Consider the following 16,745-nt stretch of genomic DNA (forward strand, 5'->3'; position numbering starts at 1 on the left):
TGACAATGGCCCGTTGGTCAAGCGGTTAAGACACCGCCCTTTCACGGCGGTAACACGGGTTCGAATCCCGTACGGGTCACTTTTTTTGTTTCCGACGGTATTTATATGGATGGTCCCGTGGTGTAGCGGTTAACATGCCTGCCTGTCACGCAGGAGATCGCGGGTTCGATTCCCGTCGGGACCGCCATTTGTTATTGGGCTATAGCCAAGCGGTAAGGCACCGGACTTTGACTCCGTCACTCGCAGGTTCGAATCCTGCTAGCCCAGCCATTTTTAAATGAGCCATTAGCTCAGTCGGTAGAGCAGATTGCAGCATCAGTGAATTTCTTCATCCGAATAGCAATCTGTGACAAAGCGGTTTAGCTTTGGAACATCTGACTGCACTTATCAGGCTTTAGGAAGTCTCATAAAAGTATGAGCCATTAGCTCAGTCGGTAGAGCATCTGACTTTTAATCAGAGGGTCGAAGGTTCGAGTCCTTCATGGCTCACCATTTCAATTTCAAATTGCGGGTGTGGCGGAATTGGCAGACGCACCAGACTTAGGATCTGGCGCCGCAAGGCGTGGGGGTTCGACTCCCTTCACCCGCACCATTAATTACCATTGAGATGAGTACCACGTTTTGGTATGATGTTACTTGTCGCTTCATTAAGCGGTCGTGGCGGAATGGCAGACGCGCTAGGTTGAGGGCCTAGTGGGGGCAACCCCGTGGAGGTTCAAGTCCTCTCGGCCGCACCAAAAAAGTTGTTGACATTTTGATTTTAGGTCGTTATAATATAAGAGTTGCTTTAAAAGATGCGCCCGTAGCTCAATTGGATAGAGCGTTTGACTACGGATCAAAAGGTTAGGGGTTCGACTCCTCTCGGGCGCGCCATATTACGGGGAGTAGCTCAGCTTGGTAGAGCACTTGGTTTGGGACCAAGGGGTCGCAGGTTCGAATCCTGTCTTCCCGACCATTCGGGAAACAATAATATTATATGCGGGTGTAGTTTAGTGGTAAAACCTCAGCCTTCCAAGCTGATGATGAGGGTTCGATTCCCTTCACCCGCTCCAAACTTACTGATTGATCTTTGAAAACTGAACGAACAAAAACGTCAACGTTAATTCTTTAGTCTTTTTTGAAAAGACAACTTATGAGCTTAATCAACTCTTATATGGAGAGTTTGATCCTGGCTCAGGACGAACGCTGGCGGCGTGCCTAATACATGCAAGTCGAGCGGACAGATGGGAGCTTGCTCCCTGAAGTCAGCGGCGGACGGGTGAGTAACACGTGGGCAACCTGCCTGTAAGACTGGGATAACTCCGGGAAACCGGGGCTAATACCGGATGATTCTTTCCCTCACATGAGGGAAAGCTGAAAGATGGTTTCGGCTATCACTTACAGATGGGCCCGCGGCGCATTAGCTAGTTGGTGAGGTAACGGCTCACCAAGGCGACGATGCGTAGCCGACCTGAGAGGGTGATCGGCCACACTGGGACTGAGACACGGCCCAGACTCCTACGGGAGGCAGCAGTAGGGAATCTTCCGCAATGGACGAAAGTCTGACGGAGCAACGCCGCGTGAGTGATGAAGGTTTTCGGATCGTAAAACTCTGTTGTTAGGGAAGAATAAGTATCGGAGTAACTGCCGGTACCTTGACGGTACCTAACCAGAAAGCCACGGCTAACTACGTGCCAGCAGCCGCGGTAATACGTAGGTGGCAAGCGTTGTCCGGAATTATTGGGCGTAAAGCGCGCGCAGGCGGTTCCTTAAGTCTGATGTGAAAGCCCCCGGCTCAACCGGGGAGGGTCATTGGAAACTGGGGAACTTGAGTGCAGAAGAGAAGAGTGGAATTCCACGTGTAGCGGTGAAATGCGTAGAGATGTGGAGGAACACCAGTGGCGAAGGCGACTCTTTGGTCTGTAACTGACGCTGAGGCGCGAAAGCGTGGGGAGCAAACAGGATTAGATACCCTGGTAGTCCACGCCGTAAACGATGAGTGCTAAGTGTTAGAGGGTTTCCGCCCTTTAGTGCTGCAGCAAACGCATTAAGCACTCCGCCTGGGGAGTACGGCCGCAAGGCTGAAACTCAAAGGAATTGACGGGGGCCCGCACAAGCGGTGGAGCATGTGGTTTAATTCGAAGCAACGCGAAGAACCTTACCAGGTCTTGACATCTCCTGACAACCCTAGAGATAGGGCGTTCCCCTTCGGGGGACAGGATGACAGGTGGTGCATGGTTGTCGTCAGCTCGTGTCGTGAGATGTTGGGTTAAGTCCCGCAACGAGCGCAACCCTTGATCTTAGTTGCCAGCATTCAGTTGGGCACTCTAAGGTGACTGCCGGTGACAAACCGGAGGAAGGTGGGGATGACGTCAAATCATCATGCCCCTTATGACCTGGGCTACACACGTGCTACAATGGATGGTACAAAGGGCTGCGAGACCGCGAGGTTAAGCGAATCCCATAAAACCATTCTCAGTTCGGATTGCAGGCTGCAACTCGCCTGCATGAAGCCGGAATCGCTAGTAATCGCGGATCAGCATGCCGCGGTGAATACGTTCCCGGGCCTTGTACACACCGCCCGTCACACCACGAGAGTTTGTAACACCCGAAGTCGGTGGGGTAACCTTTTGGAGCCAGCCGCCTAAGGTGGGACAGATGATTGGGGTGAAGTCGTAACAAGGTAGCCGTATCGGAAGGTGCGGCTGGATCACCTCCTTTCTAAGGATATTTACATGAAACGTGACGTGTTTTGTTCGTTCAGTTTTGAGAGTTCAATCTCTCAATGAAAGAGTCGTTCTTTGAAAACTAGATAATGTTAATGAAGAAGCAATAACCGAGTAATCGCCATTTTAGTCAATTCTCTCTATGTTAAATAGAGTTAAAAACCTTTGATGCTTGTTCATCTTCGATGAACCCGTCAAATACGGTTAAGTTAGAAAGGGCGCACGGTGAATGCCTTGGCACTAGGAGCCGATGAAGGACGGTACTAACACCGATATGCTTCGGGGAGCTGTAAGTAAGCTTTGATCCGGAGATTTCCGAATGGGGAAACCCCCTATCCGTAATGGGATAGGATCTTTACCTGAATACATAGGGTATTGAAGGCAGACCCGGGGAACTGAAACATCTAAGTACCCGGAGGAAGAGAAAGCAAACGCGATTCCCTGAGTAGCGGCGAGCGAAACGGGATTAGCCCAAACCAAGAGGCTTGCCTCTTGGGGTTGTAGGACACTCTACACGGAGTTACAAAGGAACGAGGTAAATGAACAGGTCTGGAAAGGCCGGCCAGAGAAGGTAAAAGCCCTGTAGTTGAAACTTCGTTCCCTCCAGAGTGGATCCTGAGTACGGCGGGACACGAGAAATCCCGTCGGAAGCAGGGAGGACCATCTCCCAAGGCTAAATACTCCCTAGTGACCGATAGTGAACCAGTACCGTGAGGGAAAGGTGAAAAGCACCCCGGAAGGGGAGTGAAAGAGATCCTGAAACCGTGTGCCTACAAGTAGTTAGAGCCCGTTAATGGGTGATAGCGTGCCTTTTGTAGAATGAACCGGCGAGTTACGATTACATGCGAGGTTAAGTTGAAGAGACGGAGCCGCAGCGAAAGCGAGTCTGAATAGGGCGAATGAGTATGTGGTCGTAGACCCGAAACCAGGTGATCTACCCATGTCCAGGGTGAAGTCCAGGTAACACTGGATGGAGGCCCGAACCCACGCACGTTGAAAAGTGCGGGGATGAGGTGTGGGTAGCGGAGAAATTCCAATCGAACTTGGAGATAGCTGGTTCTCTCCGAAATAGCTTTAGGGCTAGCCTCATGTAGTAAGAGTCTTGGAGGTAGAGCACTGTTTGGACTAGGGGCCCCCATCGGGTTACCGAATTCAGACAAACTCCGAATGCCAAAGACTTATCCATGGGAGTCAGACTGCGAGTGATAAGATCCGTAGTCAAGAGGGAAACAGCCCAGACCACCAGCTAAGGTCCCAAAGTATACGTTAAGTGGAAAAGGATGTGGAGTTGCTTAGACAACCAGGATGTTGGCTTAGAAGCAGCCACCATTTAAAGAGTGCGTAATAGCTCACTGGTCGAGTGACTCCGCGCCGAAAATGTACCGGGGCTAAACGTATCACCGAAGCTGTGGATTGACATCTTCCGATGTCAGTGGTAGGAGAGCGTTCTAAGGGCGTTGAAGCCAGACCGCAAGGACTGGTGGAGCGCTTAGAAGTGAGAATGCCGGTATGAGTAGCGAAAGATGGGTGAGAATCCCATCCACCGAATGCCTAAGGTTTCCTGAGGAAGGCTCGTCCGCTCAGGGTTAGTCGGGACCTAAGCCGAGGCTGAAAAGCGTAGGCGATGGACAACAGGTTGATATTCCTGTACCACCTCTTTACCGTTTGAGCAATGGGGGGACGCAGGAGGATAGGGTAAGCGCGCTGCTGGATTAGCGCGTCCAAGCAGTTAGGCCGGTAACGAGGCAAATCCCGTTACCACACAGGCTGAGCTGTGACGGCGAGGGAAATTTAGTACCGAAGTTCCTGATTCCACACTGCCAAGAAAAGCCTCTAGCGAGGGAAAAGGTGCCCGTACCGCAAACCGACACAGGTAGGCGAGGAGAGAATCCTAAGGTGAGCGAGAGAACTCTCGTTAAGGAACTCGGCAAAATGACCCCGTAACTTCGGGAGAAGGGGTGCTCATTAGGGTGCATAGCCCTGATGAGCCGCAGTGAATAGGCCCAGGCGACTGTTTAGCAAAAACACAGGTCTCTGCGAAGCCGCAAGGCGAAGTATAGGGGCTGACGCCTGCCCGGTGCTGGAAGGTTAAGAGGAGAGGTTAGCGCAAGCGAAGCTTTGAATCGAAGCCCCAGTAAACGGCGGCCGTAACTATAACGGTCCTAAGGTAGCGAAATTCCTTGTCGGGTAAGTTCCGACCCGCACGAAAGGCGTAACGATCTGGGCACTGTCTCAACGAGAGACTCGGTGAAATTATAGTACCTGTGAAGATGCAGGTTACCCGCGACAGGACGGAAAGACCCCGTGGAGCTTTACTGTAGCCTGATATTGAATTTTGGTACAGCTTGTACAGGATAGGTAGGAGCCTGAGAAGCCGGAGCGCCAGCTTCGGTGGAGGCGTCGGTGGGATACTACCCTGGCTGTATTGAAATTCTAACCCGCGCCCCTGATCGGGGCGGGAGACAGTGTCAGGTGGGCAGTTTGACTGGGGCGGTCGCCTCCTAAAAAGTAACGGAGGCGCCCAAAGGTTCCCTCAGAATGGTTGGAAATCATTCGCAGAGTGTAAAGGCACAAGGGAGCTTGACTGCGAGACCTACAAGTCGAGCAGGGACGAAAGTCGGGCTTAGTGATCCGGTGGTTCCGCATGGAAGGGCCATCGCTCAACGGATAAAAGCTACCCCGGGGATAACAGGCTTATCTCCCCCAAGAGTCCACATCGACGGGGAGGTTTGGCACCTCGATGTCGGCTCATCGCATCCTGGGGCTGTAGTCGGTCCCAAGGGTTGGGCTGTTCGCCCATTAAAGCGGTACGCGAGCTGGGTTCAGAACGTCGTGAGACAGTTCGGTCCCTATCCGTCGTGGGCGCAGGAAATTTGAGAGGAGCTGTCCTTAGTACGAGAGGACCGGGATGGACGCACCGCTGGTGTACCAGTTGTCTTGCCAAAGGCATCGCTGGGTAGCTATGTGCGGAAGGGATAAGTGCTGAAAGCATCTAAGCATGAAGCCCCCCTCGAGATGAGATTTCCCATAGCGTCAAGCTAGTAAGATCCCTGAAAGATGATCAGGTTGATAGGTCAGAGGTGGAAGCGTGGCGACATGTGGAGCTGACTGATACTAATCGATCGAGGACTTAACCAAGTCATTGGTGAATACTCGGCAAATGCTTCTTCATACATTATCTAGTTTTGAGGGAACGAAGTTTCTTCAACCAAATAGTCCGGTGGCGATAGCGAGAAGGTCACACCCGTTCCCATACCGAACACGGAAGTTAAGCTTCTCAGCGCCGATGGTAGTTGGGGGCTGTCCCCCTGTGAGAGTAGGACGCTGCCGGGCATATGAAAGAGCACCTGATGGGTGCTCTTTTTTGTATGTCTGGAGATTTATTGAATACAAATTTCTTATTTGGACTCTGCTTTTTAGTGGGAAATTGAGCTAAATGTGAGTTTACTTCATAAAGCTCAATTCATGCTAGATAAAAGTATCGCTAACTGCATCGCAGCTTCATAGAATCCAGAATCAGGGCATTCAGCAGGTTCATTCAGCCATTCTGCAGGATTCCATCTCTCTATTCCGACCGAACATCAAGCCAGGACAGCTAACCATATCATCTGTCCATCTGGCAATCAAGCGCAGCACACTTCCCAGCCTCTAAAAAAACTTCTCCCAACCAAGCACAAACCCGCCCATTCAAAAATATATTGTTATCGACATTAACTTCCATTTTCAGGTTTGGGAAGTCAAAAAATGGGGGAAAATTATTAATACCCGCCAATTGCAAGAAATTACATAAATCATGTATAATTAATGTCAAATATAGTCAAAGTCAGATAGGGGGAGGCCTGGTGAGGAATATATCCGACATAATTGAAAATTATCTAAAACAGGTTTTAGAGAAGAGCGAAAGGGAAATCGTGGAAATTAAAAGAAGTGAAATTGCTGATAAGTTCCAATGTGTTCCTTCTCAGATCAATTATGTGATCAACACCCGTTTTACGATTGAGAAAGGATATGCAGTAGAAAGTAAGCGGGGAGGCGGGGGCTTCATTCGGATTATGAAAGTCCAGTCCTATGACCATGCTGATTTAATTGACCAGTTAATTTCATTGGTGCAGAGCAGGATTGCCCAGAGCAGTGCAGAGAATGTCATTTACCGTCTGGTAGAAGAAGAGATAATAACACATAGGGAAGCTAAAATTATGCTTAGTGTTATAGACCGTTCTGTCCTGTATATTGATCTTCCATTCAGGGATGAGCTGAGGGCAAGAATGCTTAAGGCAATGTTAACCACTTTGAAATATAAATAGTAGGGAGCTGGGGAGGTGAAGTCATGATTTGTCAGGAATGTAACCAAAGGCCAGCCACGCTGCATTTTACGAAGGTTGTAAATGGCGAGAAAGAAGAGTTTCATCTTTGCGAGAAATGCTCACAGGAAAAAGGTGAAATGTTTATGCTGGGCAGCGGGTCTGGTTTTTCAATAAATAACTTGCTCGCTGGCCTTCTGAATATTCAGCCTGCCTTTCAGGAATCGGGCCAGGATCCTTTTCAGCAGGAGAAAGTCCTGCAGTGTGAGCAATGTTCCTTGACCTTTCAGCAGTTTATAAAAGTAGGCCGTTTTGGGTGCGCCAACTGCTATGAGACTTTTAAAGATCAATTGAACCCAATTCTTAGAAGGCTTCACAGCGGGAATTCCTCACACAGCGGAAAAATTCCTGCACGAATCGGGGGAACCATTCACCTGCGGAGGAATATTGATGATTTAAAAAATAATTTAAAAGAAATGATTTCAAAAGAAGAGTTTGAAAGAGCGGCAGAATTGAGGGACGAAATAAGGAAACTGGAAAAGCAGCTCAATGCCGATCAAAAGGGAGGGGAGTAAGCTTGTCGCTGGAACGTTTCATGAATCAAGCTATTAGCTCCTGGATGAGTGCGGAAGGTCCTGATTCCGATATTGTTTTAAGTTCGCGAATCAGGCTCGCCCGCAATATGAAGCAATATAAATTCCCTACTGTATTTTCAAATGAAGAAGCAGAAGCGGTCATTGAAAAAATAAAGGCGAGGGTGGAGCATTCTTCATTTTCAAAACTTGGGGAAATGGAGCTTTTATTAATGGATCGCCTTCAGCCTCTTCAAAAAAGAGTGCTGATGGAAAAGCATCTGGTCAGTCCCCATCTTGCTGAGAATTCAACTCATGGTGCCTGCCTTCTTTCTGAAAATGAAGAAGTCAGCATCATGATTAATGAAGAAGACCATATAAGGATTCAATGCTTATTTCCGGGATTTCAGCTTACTGAAGCCTTAAGTATGGCAAATGAAATTGATGATTGGCTGGAGGAAGAAGCCGACTATGCATTTGATGAACATATTGGCTTTTTAACAAGCTGCCCCACAAATGTAGGAACAGGGCTAAGGGCATCTGTTATGATGCATTTGCCTGGCCTTGTTCTCACACAGCAAATGAACAGAATTATTCCGGCAATTAACCAGCTTGGGTTAGTTGTTAGAGGAATTTACGGGGAAGGCAGCGAAGCTTTAGGTAATATCTTTCAAGTTTCAAACCAGATCACTCTCGGAAAATCAGAAGAGGATATCGCAGAGGATCTGAAAAGCGTTGTCAGTCAGCTGATTTCTCAGGAAAGATCGGCAAGGGAAGCATTAGCAAAGACTTCTAACATACAATTAGAAGACAGAGTCTTCCGCTCTTATGGCATTTTATCGAATAGCCGGATCATTGAATCAAAGGAAGCAGCACAATGCTTGTCTGATGTTCGCCTGGGGATTGATATGCAGTACATCAAAAACATATCAAAAAATATATTGAATGAGCTGATGATCCTGACACAGCCCGGTTTCCTGCAGCAATATGCAGGCGGGCCGCTCAGACCGCATGAACGCGATATCCGCAGGGCTTCATTAATTAGGGAAAGATTAAAAATGGAAGATCAAGAGTTGGGAGGATGAAAATATGATGTTCGGACGATTTACGGAAAGAGCTCAAAAAGTATTGGCTTTAGCACAGGAGGAAGCAATCCGTTTAGGACATAACAACATCGGAACAGAGCATATTCTGCTGGGGCTTGTACGCGAAGGTGAAGGCATTGCTGCAAAAGCTCTCTATGCTTTAGGCCTCGGCTCTGATAAGATCCAAAAAGAGGTTGAGAATTTAATTGGCAGGGGGCAGGATGCTTCCCAGACCATTCACTATACACCGCGTGCCAAGAAAGTCATTGAACTTTCGATGGACGAAGCAAGAAAGCTTGGCCATTCCTATGTAGGAACAGAACATATCCTGCTTGGCCTGATCCGTGAGGGTGAAGGCGTGGCAGCCCGAGTTTTGAATAACCTTGGAGTCAGCCTCAATAAAGCGCGCCAGCAAGTGCTTCAGCTATTAGGCAGCAATGAGTCCGGCAGTCATCAGGGTGGCTCCGCAGCCAATGCGAATACACCGACTCTTGATGGATTGGCACGTGACTTAACTGCTATTGCCAGAGAAGGAAGCCTGGATCCGGTAATTGGACGAAGCAAAGAAATTCAGCGTGTAATCGAAGTTTTAAGCCGCAGGACGAAAAACAACCCGGTTCTGATCGGTGAGCCTGGGGTAGGTAAAACAGCCATCGCAGAGGGCTTGGCACAGCAGATCATTAATAATGAAGTGCCGGAGACTCTTCGTGATAAAAGGGTTATGACGCTAGATATGGGTACAGTAGTTGCCGGAACAAAGTATCGCGGTGAATTTGAAGACCGCCTGAAGAAGGTAATGGATGAAATCAGGCAGGCAGGAAACATCATTTTATTTATTGACGAGCTTCATACCTTAATAGGTGCAGGCGGAGCAGAAGGTGCGATTGATGCTTCTAACATCTTAAAGCCTTCTCTGGCCCGCGGTGAACTTCAGTGTATTGGTGCAACAACTCTTGATGAATACAGAAAATATATTGAAAAGGATGCGGCACTTGAAAGAAGATTCCAGCCTATTACGGTTGATGAGCCGACTGCGGAGGAATCGGTACAGATTCTTGAAGGTCTTCGTGACCGTTATGAGGCCCACCATCGTGTGACGATTACGGATGCAGCCATTCAAGCAGCTGTAAAACTTTCAGATCGCTACATCTCAGACCGCTTCCTTCCGGATAAAGCAATTGATTTAATTGACGAAGCGGGTTCAAAGGTAAGACTTCGCTCTTATACTACGCCTCCAAACCTGAAAGAACTGGAGGTTAAGCTGGAGGATGTAAGGAAAGAAAAAGACGCTGCCGTTCAAAGTCAGGAGTTTGAAAAAGCGGCTTCCTTAAGAGATACAGAGCAGCGCCTGCGTGAACAGCTCGAAGAAACGAAAAAAACATGGAAAGAAAAGCAGGGCAAAGAGAACAGTGAAGTGACGGTTGAGGACATTGCCAATGTGGTGGCCAGCTGGACTGGAATCCCTGTATCGAAGCTTGCCCAAACAGAAACAGAAAAGCTTCTTAATCTGGAAGAAATTCTTCATTCCCGTGTAATCGGACAGGAAGAAGCGGTTAAAGCCATTTCGAAGGCTGTCCGCCGTGCCCGTGCAGGCCTTAAAGATCCGAAGCGTCCGATTGGCTCGTTTGTATTCCTTGGGCCGACAGGGGTAGGTAAAACAGAGTTAGCCCGTGCATTAGCTGAAGCGATGTTCGGTGACGAGGATGCGATGATCCGCATCGATATGTCAGAATACATGGAGAAGCACTCTACATCCCGTCTGGTAGGTTCGCCTCCGGGTTATGTAGGATATGAAGAAGGCGGACAGTTAACAGAAAAGGTCCGCAGAAAACCATATTCTGTTGTGCTTCTGGATGAAATTGAAAAGGCTCATCCTGATGTATTCAACATTCTTTTACAGGTATTGGAAGACGGAAGATTAACAGATTCTAAGGGCAGAACCGTCGATTTCCGCAATACCGTTCTGATTATGACATCCAATGTAGGTGCAGAAGCACTTAAGCGGAACAAATACGTTGGCTTTAACATCCAGGATGGTGAACAGGATTACAAAGATATGAAAGGAAAAGTAATGGAAGAAATGAAGAAGTCCTTCCGTCCGGAATTCCTGAACCGTATCGATGAAATCATCGTTTTCCATGCATTGGAGAAAAAGCATCTTCAGGAAATCGTTACACTTATGTCTGACACCTTAACGAAACGATTGAAGGAACAGGATATTACACTGGAATTGACGGATGCAGCCAAAGAAAAAATCTCGGTAGAAGGCTATGATCCAGAATACGGAGCACGTCCGCTCCGCAGGGCGATTCAAAAGCATATTGAAGATCGCTTATCCGAAGAACTGTTAAAAGGAACGGTTCTAACCGGGCAAAGCGTAGTAATCGATGTGAAAGATGGAGAGTTTGTAGTGAAAACGGCTGAACCAAGCGGGACGCCAAATCTTCAGAAATAAGATGACTTCAATCAGTGGGGACTTAATTCCCGCTGATTGTTTGATTAATCCTGCAGGACGCTACGTTCAGTCTTAATTCTGCTCGATGGCTTTCCCGCTTTAATAGCATCAAAAGATTTTACACAGCAAAAAGGTACACGTCCCTGTTATACGTGTACCTTTTTGCACTCTTTCAGACATATCATGCTGGCAGCCTTTAAAGAGGTTTATTCTGCCGATTTATGTTAATTTTAAGATAGAAAAAGATAACAGGACAAAAACATTTTAAGACCCGTTAAAAAAGGGAATAGGAAGTTAACCGTACTTCTGTCATCGCTGGTTCTTTCACGCAAGGCCGGTAATATTAAGATTTCCTTTAATGCGGCTGGAATGAATGTACAGAGAGGGGAAGAAGTATGGCTAAAAGAAAAACGAAATTCATGTGTCAGGAATGCGGCTATGAGTCACCTAAATGGATGGGAAAATGTCCGGGGTGCGGACAATGGAATACAATGGTGGAAGAGGTGGAGAAGCCTGCTTCAACGAGAAGAGGTGCTTTTGCTCATTCACAGGGATCGGCCATAGCGGCGAAAGCAACACCGATTACATCCATTGAAACAGTCAGCGAACCCCGCATACATACCGATTTAAAAGAATTAAACCGTGTCCTTGGTGGCGGAATTGTAAGAGGCTCCCTTGTTCTTATTGGAGGAGATCCGGGCATAGGGAAATCAACGCTTCTTCTTCAAGTGTCATCACAGCTGGCGAACAGGAAGCATTCTGTTCTCTATATATCAGGGGAAGAATCCATGCGCCAGACGAAGCTGAGGGCTGACCGTTTAGGTGTTTCTTCTGACAGCCTGCTCGTTTATTCGGAAACCAGCCTTGATGAAATCAGCAGAACGATTGATTCAGTGAATCCTGACTTTGTCATTATTGACTCAATTCAGACGATCTTTCATCCGGAAGTGACCTCGGCGCCGGGCAGCGTTTCTCAGGTTCGGGAATGTACTGCTGAGCTAATGCGCATCGGCAAAACGAAGGGAATTGCCATTTTTATCGTAGGGCATGTTACAAAGGAAGGTTCCATTGCGGGTCCAAGACTTCTCGAGCATATGGTAGATACCGTTTTGTACTTTGAAGGTGAACGCCATCATACATACAGGATTTTGCGTGCGGTTAAAAACAGGTTCGGATCAACAAACGAAATGGGCATTTTTGAAATGAAGGAACTTGGGCTTGAGGAAGTGGCAAACCCGTCAGAAATTTTCCTGGAAGAGCGATCACAGGGAGCTGCAGGTTCAACCGTCGTGGCATCCATGGAAGGAACAAGGCCAGTTCTGGTTGAAATTCAGGCGCTGATTTCCCCGACAAGCTTTGGAAACCCAAGGCGAATGGCGACAGGAATTGATCATAACCGGGTTCCGCTCCTGATGGCGGTATTGGAAAAACGAGTCGGGATGCTCCTGCAAAATCAGGATGCCTACCTAAAGGTCGCTGGCGGAGTGAAGCTTGATGAACCGGCAATTGATTTGGCCATTGCTGTGAGCATTGCGTCAAGCTTTCGGGATAAGCCAACAATGGCAACAGACTGCATTATCGGTGAAGTAGGCCTCACAGGTGAGGTCAGGAGAGTATCAAGAATAGAACAAAGAGTGCAGGAGGCAGCCAAGCTGGGCTTTGAGCGGGTTATCCTGCCGGCGAACAATCTTGGCGGCTGGAGCGCACCGGGAGGAATTGAACTAATCGGAGTAAGCTCCGTCGGTGAAGCATTAAAGGCTGCGTTAGGGGGATAAAGATGGAGACTAAAAAAATGAGCGAAAAAACGATGAGTGAAATCCTTCGGTTCATGGCTCCCGGTACGCCTATCAGGGAAGGGATTGATAATGTTCTTCGCGCCAATACAGGCGGGCTGATTGTTTTGGGATCAAAAGAAAAGCTTAGTAACCTTGTTGATGGAGGATTCCAAATTAATTGCCCGTTCTCGCCTAGCTATTTGTATGAGCTTGCCAAGATGGATGGAGCCATTATCTTAAATGAAGAAGGAAATAAGATTCTAATAGCTAACGCCCAGCTGGCTCCTGATCCGGGTGTGCCTTCTACCGAAACGGGTATGCGGCACCGGACGGCAGAACGGGTTGCCCGGCAAACAGGCGCATTAGTGATTGCCATTTCCCAGAGGCGCAATGTCATTACCCTTTATAAAGGACATTCCCGTTATGCTCTGCGTGATATTGGCGTCATTTTAACCAAGGCGAATGTTGCCGTGCAGACGCTTGAAAAATATAAGGTCGTTCTTGAACAGAGTATCGGCAACCTGAGCATCCTGGAATTTGAAGAGCTTGTTACATACAGCGATATCCTTCATGTTTTTCATAATATCGAAATGGTTCTGCGCATTAAAAACGAGCTCCTCACCTATTTAAGCGAACTGGGCACAGAGGGAAGGCTGATTCGGCTTCAGATGAACGAACTGCTGATGGAGCTTGAACGGGAAGCAGAATGGATTATAAAAGACTATGCTCAATCAAGGGACATCGACTCCAGGGATGCACTTATTAAGCTTCAGGAGCTTTCAAAAGGAGAAATGCTCGAAGACTCTGTCATTCTCAAGCTTCTTGGCTACAACGGGTATATTCACACGGAAGAATTCAAATGCCCGCGCGGCTACCGCATGCTGAATAAAGTTCCCCGACTCCCGCCAATTATTATCGATAATCTGATTAATCGGTTTAAAGAATTTCCAAATATCATCACAGCCACAGTAGAGGAGCTCGATGAAGTAGAAGGAATCGGTGAAGTAAGGGCCAGAAAAATAAAAGAGGGACTTAAGCTCATAAAAGAGCAGGTTTTTGCGGACCGTCAGCTATAAAGAGACCATTGAACTATGTAATTGGTTATGCTAAAATGGTAAGTTAATTATTTGACAGTTTATTGCCAATGGTGCTACCCTTAAAGTGTGTAAAAGTAAAAATTTAAGCAGATTTAAGTGCGTTGTTTTACTATCGTGAAATAATTTTAAGGATAAAATTGAAAATCTCCCAGATTCAAGGTTTCAATTTTGTGAATTTGTTTATAATGATTAAAAGGAGGTGAAGGAATGTTAAAACGTATTGTACAGGCATGCTTCCTTATTATCGGAGTAACGCTGGGTATATTTTTGATTCCTGACTTATTAAAATTAATCAGTTTAGATGACATTCCTCTTTTAAATAATCCATATGTGTCCGCCATTTTAGGTGCTATTATTTTTTATCTTTTAACTTTTTGGGCGGTTGATCATGTCGTCAATTTCGTGAGATGGGCAGAAGAATCACTGGTAAAAGTACCTATAACAGATATTATTTTTGGAAGTGTCGGCCTGGTTTTTGGATTAGTCATTGCTTTTTTAATCGGATATGCCCTAAATGCGATTGAGGTCCCGATTCTGAATACCGTAGCTCCGATTGTGCTGACGCTGCTGTTCGGCTATCTTGGGTTTCAGGTTGGCTTTAAAAAGCGGGATGAACTTTTAAGTCTATTTTCAAGCAAGAAGAAGAAGAGCAGTGAAGAAGAGATTGAGCCTGAAGCTGCACCTAAAAAATCACTTAAGATCCTTGATACAAGCGTTATCATCGATGGCCGCATTGCTGATATTTGCCAGACAGGCTTTTTGGAAGGCACGATTGTCATTCCGCAGTTTGTACTGGAAGAACTGCAGCATATTGCTGATTCATCAGATGTATTAAAGCGCAACCGCGGCCGAAGAGGATTGGATATTTTAAATCGGATTCAAAAAGAACTTTCCATTAATGTAGAAATCTATGAAGGCGATTTTGAAGAAATCCAAGAGGTGGACAGCAAGCTGGTGAAGCTGGCTAAGCTAACGAATGGTGTCGTTGTGACCAATGATTTTAACTTAAACAAGGTTTGTGAACTGCAAAAAGTAGCAGTCCTCAATATTAATGACCTGGCCAACGCCGTCAAACCCGTTGTGCTTCCAGGAGAAGAAATGAAGGTACAGGTTATTAAGGACGGCAAGGAACAGAATCAGGGGATTGCTTATCTGGATGACGGCACGATGATCGTTGTGGAAGAAGGCAGAAATTATATTGGCAAACATATTGATGTTCTTGTCACAAGTGTACTGCAGACTTCAGCCGGAAGAATGATTTTTGCAAAACCCAAGCTTTTGGAAAAAGCCTTATAATGTATGATAGAAAGTAGGACAGAGCGTGCAGGGAGATTGTTTTCCCTGCCTTTTTCCTGCTTTTTAGGAAGGTAAGAAATTACATTGAACTTCGAGAATTGTCTAGCTCCAGCGCCTGCCCCCTCGAGGTCACAAGCCGATCCTCCCAAAAAAGCAAAGGTCGACTTTTCAAAAGTCTCGTCTTGTGCTTGTCGGGGGTGGACAAGGCGCTTGCGCTTTTCTTAGGAGATAGGAGCCATTATATGAATTATCAAGTGATTCTCCCTGCAGCCGGGCAGGGGAAAAGAATGGGAGCGGGAAAGAATAAGCTTCTCCTGGAAATCGGGAATGTCCCTGTGTTTATACATACGTTAAGAGTTTTTGAAAGTGACCCGGAGTGCACAGGCATTTTTTTGGCGATTAATCCTCAGGATGAGGAAGAAATGCAGGTTCTGTTAAAAAAGTATCATATTACGAAAGTGACTGCTATGGTAGAAGGCGGGAAGGAAAGGCAGCATAGCGTCTATAATGCGGCCAAAGCAGCTTCAGGTGAGGATGTGGTGCTGGTTCATGACGCTGCCCGCCCTTTTATTACCCGGGAGTTACTGGTGCCGCTAGTGAAAGCAGCCCGGGAAAAAGGAGCGGCTGTTCTGGCAGTGCCGCTGAAGGATACCGTAAAAAAAGCCGACGGAAATTTGATTACAGAAACACTTGAACGCTCCTGTCTGTGGGCTGTTCAAACACCGCAGGCCTTTCGTCTCTCTTCTCTGCTTGATGCACACCGCAAGGCCGAGGAAGACGGTTTTTTAGGAACAGATGATGCCAGCCTCATGGAGCGGTTAGGCAATGAAGTGGTGATTGTAGAGGGAAGTTACGATAATATTAAGCTGACTACGCCAGAAGATATTTATTTTGCGGAAGCAATTATAAAGAAAAGAAGCCATATGTAAAGGAGATTGTATCATGTTTCGGATTGGACAAGGTTTTGATGTTCATCAGTTTGCAGAAGGACGCCCGCTGATTATCGGGGGTATTGAAATACCATATGAGAAAGGGCTGCTGGGGCATTCGGATGCAGATGTCCTGCTGCATACAGTGGCCGATGCCTGCCTTGGGGCAATTGGGGAAGGAGACATTGGGCGGCATTTTCCTGATACCGATCCTGAATTCAAGGATGCCGATTCTGCGAAGCTGCTTGCGCATGTGTGGGGAATCGTAAAAGAAAAAGGATATGAGCTGGTCAATGCAGACTGCACCATCATTGCCCAGAAGCCGAAAATGTCTCCTCATATCGGAAAAATGCAGGAGCGGATTGCAGAGCTTCTTGAAACCGAAAAAGAATATATCAATGTGAAAGCAACAACTACAGAAAAACTTGGATTTACAGGACGGGGAGAGGGAATCGCTTCCCAGGCCGCTGTTTTGCTGAAAAAGAAAGAGAACCAGTAAAATTACCTTTCAGAAGAAAAATCTGAGTGAT

At 47.0% G+C, this 16,745-nt stretch carries 9 protein-coding genes, 9 tRNA genes and 3 rRNA genes; all 21 read left to right on the forward strand.

What is annotated here, in order from left to right:
• The first annotated feature begins 7 nt into the window (after nt 1-7).
• The 21 genes from ACXAD1_RS25580 to ispF all read left to right on the forward strand — a co-directional run bounded on the left by ACXAD1_RS25580 (nt 8) and on the right by ispF (nt 16,714).
• A tRNA-Glu gene (locus ACXAD1_RS25580) sits at nt 8-79 on the forward strand.
• Nucleotides 80-111: 32 nt separating this feature from the next.
• Nucleotides 112-187 (forward strand) — tRNA-Asp (locus tag ACXAD1_RS25585).
• Nucleotides 188-195: 8 nt separating this feature from the next.
• Nucleotides 196-270, forward strand: a tRNA-Gln gene (locus ACXAD1_RS25590).
• Between the two features lie 146 nt (nt 271-416).
• Nucleotides 417-492: transfer RNA gene (locus ACXAD1_RS25595), tRNA-Lys, on the forward strand.
• A 15-nt stretch (nt 493-507) separates the two neighbouring features.
• Nucleotides 508-592: transfer RNA gene (locus ACXAD1_RS25600), tRNA-Leu, on the forward strand.
• A gap of 59 nt (nt 593-651) precedes the next feature.
• Nucleotides 652-737 (forward strand) — tRNA-Leu (locus ACXAD1_RS25605).
• Between the two features lie 59 nt (nt 738-796).
• Nucleotides 797-873 (forward strand) — tRNA-Arg (locus ACXAD1_RS25610).
• A gap of 5 nt (nt 874-878) precedes the next feature.
• Nucleotides 879-955: transfer RNA gene (locus ACXAD1_RS25615), tRNA-Pro, on the forward strand.
• Nucleotides 956-978: 23 nt separating this feature from the next.
• A tRNA-Gly gene (locus ACXAD1_RS25620) sits at nt 979-1,052 on the forward strand.
• A 98-nt stretch (nt 1,053-1,150) separates the two neighbouring features.
• Nucleotides 1,151-2,700, forward strand: a 16S ribosomal RNA gene (locus tag ACXAD1_RS25625).
• 207 nt (nt 2,701-2,907) lie between these two features.
• Nucleotides 2,908-5,843 (forward strand): 23S ribosomal RNA (locus ACXAD1_RS25630).
• 78 nt (nt 5,844-5,921) lie between these two features.
• Nucleotides 5,922-6,038, forward strand: a 5S ribosomal RNA gene (gene rrf, locus ACXAD1_RS25635).
• The 16S, 23S and 5S rRNA genes sit together here with 9 tRNA genes alongside, the layout of an rRNA operon.
• 509 nt (nt 6,039-6,547) lie before the next feature.
• Nucleotides 6,548-7,009: a CtsR family transcriptional regulator gene (locus ACXAD1_RS25640; RefSeq protein WP_009336509.1), complete on the forward strand. Its 462-nt coding sequence runs from the start codon at nt 6,548-6,550 to the stop codon at nt 7,007-7,009.
• A 23-nt stretch (nt 7,010-7,032) separates the two neighbouring features.
• Entirely contained in the window at nt 7,033-7,581 is a 549-nt protein-coding gene (locus ACXAD1_RS25645; protein WP_474911398.1) for a UvrB/UvrC motif-containing protein, read from the forward strand.
• A 2-nt stretch (nt 7,582-7,583) separates the two neighbouring features.
• Nucleotides 7,584-8,663 carry a protein arginine kinase gene (locus tag ACXAD1_RS25650; protein ID WP_474911399.1) on the forward strand — a complete coding sequence of 360 codons (1,080 nt, stop codon included), beginning with the start codon at nt 7,584-7,586 and terminating at the stop codon, nt 8,661-8,663.
• Between the two features lie 4 nt (nt 8,664-8,667).
• Nucleotides 8,668-11,118 (forward strand): ATP-dependent Clp protease ATP-binding subunit, encoded by a 2,451-nt coding sequence (gene clpC / locus ACXAD1_RS25655; protein ID WP_206845712.1) that lies wholly within the window; start codon nt 8,668-8,670, stop codon nt 11,116-11,118.
• A 395-nt stretch (nt 11,119-11,513) separates the two neighbouring features.
• On the forward strand, nt 11,514-12,893 hold the full coding sequence (radA, locus tag ACXAD1_RS25660) for a DNA repair protein RadA (protein ID WP_370221937.1): 1,380 nt from the start codon (nt 11,514-11,516) through the stop codon (nt 12,891-12,893).
• Nucleotides 12,894-12,895: 2 nt separating this feature from the next.
• Nucleotides 12,896-13,969 (forward strand): DNA integrity scanning diadenylate cyclase DisA, encoded by a 1,074-nt coding sequence (disA, locus tag ACXAD1_RS25665; RefSeq protein ID WP_206845710.1) that lies wholly within the window; start codon nt 12,896-12,898, stop codon nt 13,967-13,969.
• Nucleotides 13,970-14,197: 228 nt separating this feature from the next.
• Nucleotides 14,198-15,286, forward strand: coding sequence for a PIN/TRAM domain-containing protein (locus tag ACXAD1_RS25670; RefSeq protein WP_206845709.1), 1,089 nt, complete (start codon nt 14,198-14,200; stop codon nt 15,284-15,286).
• A gap of 242 nt (nt 15,287-15,528) precedes the next feature.
• Complete coding sequence (gene ispD / locus ACXAD1_RS25675; protein WP_474911400.1) at nt 15,529-16,215, forward strand: 2-C-methyl-D-erythritol 4-phosphate cytidylyltransferase; 687 nt, start codon at nt 15,529-15,531, stop codon at nt 16,213-16,215.
• A 13-nt stretch (nt 16,216-16,228) separates the two neighbouring features.
• Nucleotides 16,229-16,714, forward strand: a complete 486-nt coding sequence (ispF, locus tag ACXAD1_RS25680) for a 2-C-methyl-D-erythritol 2,4-cyclodiphosphate synthase (RefSeq protein ID WP_474911401.1) — start codon at nt 16,229-16,231, stop codon at nt 16,712-16,714.
• Nucleotides 16,715-16,745 lie beyond the last annotated feature (31 nt).

It is taken from the genome of Cytobacillus sp. ABV4_503 (assembly GCF_056158445.1).

Bases quoted from the DNA above. Each gene is read 5' to 3' on its own strand.
- ACXAD1_RS25645 (WP_474911398.1), top strand. From the start codon at position 7,033: ATGATTTGTCAGGAATGTAACCAAAGGCCAGCCACGCTGCATTTTACG.
- clpC (WP_206845712.1), top strand. From the start codon at position 8,668: ATGATGTTCGGACGATTTACGGAAAGAGCTCAAAAAGTATTGGCTTTA.
- radA (WP_370221937.1), top strand. From the start codon at position 11,514: ATGGCTAAAAGAAAAACGAAATTCATGTGTCAGGAATGCGGCTATGAG.
- disA (WP_206845710.1), top strand. From the start codon at position 12,896: ATGGAGACTAAAAAAATGAGCGAAAAAACGATGAGTGAAATCCTTCGG.
- ACXAD1_RS25670 (WP_206845709.1), top strand. From the start codon at position 14,198: ATGTTAAAACGTATTGTACAGGCATGCTTCCTTATTATCGGAGTAACG.
- ispD (WP_474911400.1), top strand. From the start codon at position 15,529: ATGAATTATCAAGTGATTCTCCCTGCAGCCGGGCAGGGGAAAAGAATG.
- ispF (WP_474911401.1), top strand. From the start codon at position 16,229: ATGTTTCGGATTGGACAAGGTTTTGATGTTCATCAGTTTGCAGAAGGA.